This window comes from Stenotrophomonas sp. 2YAF22 (assembly GCF_052114665.1).
GTDB classification, from domain to species: domain Bacteria; phylum Pseudomonadota; class Gammaproteobacteria; order Xanthomonadales; family Xanthomonadaceae; genus Stenotrophomonas; species Stenotrophomonas indicatrix.
In genome coordinates this window covers 1-2,597 of sequence record NZ_JBFRFE010000612.1, presented here as the reverse complement: position 1 = coordinate 2,597, position 2,597 = coordinate 1, and the positions used below count along the sequence as shown (strand labels likewise).

The following is a 2,597-nucleotide window of genomic DNA, read 5'->3' as shown; positions in this document are numbered from 1 at the left end:
CTGTCCACCGTGGAGACGTAGCGCGGCGGCAGCGGCGCCAGTGTTTCGGTGTCGTACCAGTTCAGGAAGTGGCCGCGATGGCGCGGCAGCTGGTCCAGCGTATCGAACGTGCGGGCGGTACGTTCAGCCACCGCGCCCTGCTGCAGATAGCCGAAATCCCACGCAGACAGATTGGCCAGCAGGGACAGGCCGATGTTGGTCGGCGAGGTGCGTCGCGCGACCACCAGCGCCGGATGCTCCTGGATGTTGTCCGGCGGCAGCCAATGATCCTGCTCGCGCACCCAGGCCTGGAAGAAGGACCAGGTGCGCCGCGCCAGCCGGCCCAGGAACGCCCGTTGCGTGACCGACAACTCGGCCACGCTTGCCGCCGGCGGGCGACCCAGCCACGCCATCAATGCCGGCGCAAAGGTCCACGCCAACAGCAAGGGCAGGGCAATCGGCAGTGCCTGCGGACGCACGCTGGCCACCACAGCCACCAGCGCGAGCGCCAGCAGCGAGGATGGCGCCATCACCCGCCATTCCGCGCTGCGATCGCTACCAAGGCGGCGTTCGACTTCGCTGGAGGGATTCCATTGCAGCAGGTGACTGCGTGTGACGGCCATGCGCCAGAGCGTGCGCAGCACGGCGTCACTGGCCAGCAGTGCTTCGTAGGGCAGGCACGCTATCTGGGTGGACGCGCGCAGCAACGACTGCAACGTACCGCGCCCGACCTTGATGTAATGCGCTTCCAGCGGCGTGTCTTCCGGAACGCTCAGGCCATCACGCAGCATGCCTATCAGCGGCGGCGCGAACCACAGCGCCAGCACCCACGCGGTCCACGCAGCAGGGTTTCGCGCATACAGCCAGCCGGCAAGCAACAACGCAAGGGCAGCAATCGGCACCACGCTCCGGCGCAGGTTGTCCAGCAACTTGCCGCGCGAAAGCAGGCTGAGCCGGTTGCGTTCCCAGCCCGAGCCCGGGCGCGGTGTCCACGGCAACAACCACGGCAGCAGCTGCCAGTCGCCACGGATCCAGCGCGCACGGCGCTTGGCGTCGGCGGCGTAGCGCTCGGGATAGTCCTCATACAGGCGCACATCACTGACCAGGCCTGCGCGTGCATAGCAGCCTTCCAGCAGATCGTGGCTGAGGATGCGGTTCTCGGGCAGGCGGCCCTCCAGCGCATGCTCGAAGGCGTCGACGTCATAGATGCCCTTGCCCACGAACGAGCCTTCGTCGAACAGGTCCTGGTAGACGTCGGAAACCATGCGCGTGTACGGATCGATGCCGGGCTCGCTACCGAACATCCTGGCAAAACGCGAGGTACGGCGCCTCCCCAGGCTGGTGCCGACGCTGGGCTGCAGGATGCCGTAGCCCTCCACCACGCGTTGCAGCTGCGGATCGAAGCGCGGGCGGTTGAGCGGGTGCGCCAAGGTGGCGACGAACGCGCGTGCCGCATCCCGCGGAAGCTGCGTGTCCGAGTCCAGCGTGATGACGTAACGGACGCCGATCAGGGCCACCGCGTCTCCGACGATGCGCATGAACGCAGCCGCATCGCCTTGGCGGAGCAGGGCATTGAGCGCGGCCAGCTTGCCGCGCTTGCGCTCGTGGCCCATCCACACACCTTCGCCCGGATTCCATTGCCTGGGCCGGTGCAGCAGGTAGAAGCGGTCGCCGCGCTCGGGCGCGTAACGATGGTTCAATTCCTCGATCCGTGCCACGGCGTGCGCAAGCAGAGCGTCGTCCATCGGCGCCTGTGCTGCTGGGGCATCGAGAAAATCCGTCAACAACACGAAGCGCAGGTGGGGATCGCGGTTGGCCAGGAAACGCACCTCCAGCGCTTCGACCAGAACGTCGATGCCGTCGACGCTGGACAGCATCGAGGGGACCGCGACCACGGTGGCGCACGCGGCAGGAATGCCTTCGCTGAAATCGAGCTTGGGAAGCGGCCTGGGGGCGACCAGCACCGTCGCGGTCCAGTTCACCAGCACGATGCCCAGCTCACTGAACACCAGCAGCCCGAGCAGCGCCGCCAGCCAGACAGGTACCGAGCCGCTGCCGGTTGCCAGCAGGCCGCTGGTGGCCAGCACCGCCAGCAGGCCGATCGGCAGCRGGTACAGCGCAAGCGGCACGCGATGCGCCAGTCGCCGTGCCTTGCGGTGGCGCGGTGCTGCCTCGGCCACCGCCGCAACAGTGGTCTGCAGGCCTTCGCCGACCAGCCAGTAGCCCACGTGCGTGCGCGGGCCGTCCGCCGGCGTAGCCGCCCGTGCCAGGTCCAGCGCGATGGTCGCAACGCGCTCCTCGGCGATGCGGCTGCCGCGGGCAATCTTCTCCACCACGTGGCGGTAGGCATCGCGGGTGCCGAAATCCATCTGCGCATAGACGGCCATGGGGTCTTCCCGCAGCCGCTGCTCGACCACACTCATGTCTTCGACAAAGGTGCGCCAATCCATGGTGGAGAGGAAGCGCAGGCTGCCGATGCTGTTGCCGATGGAGACCTGGTCGGCCGCCTGCTGTTGCCCCTCGGCGGCAACCAGTTCGTCGATGCGCTGCCCAGCCGCTGCCGCCCACTGTTCCAGCCAGGCGATGGGCATGGCCCACGCGCCGCCGCGCCCCTGCAG

The 2,597-nt window shown here is 68.1% G+C and carries 1 pseudogene; it reads right to left on the bottom strand.

Annotated features, from left to right (window positions below):
* Nucleotides 1-2,570, bottom strand: a pseudogene (locus tag AB4Y84_RS18920) (cyclic beta 1-2 glucan synthetase); the annotation flags it as partial.
* Nucleotides 2,571-2,597 lie beyond the last annotated feature (27 nt).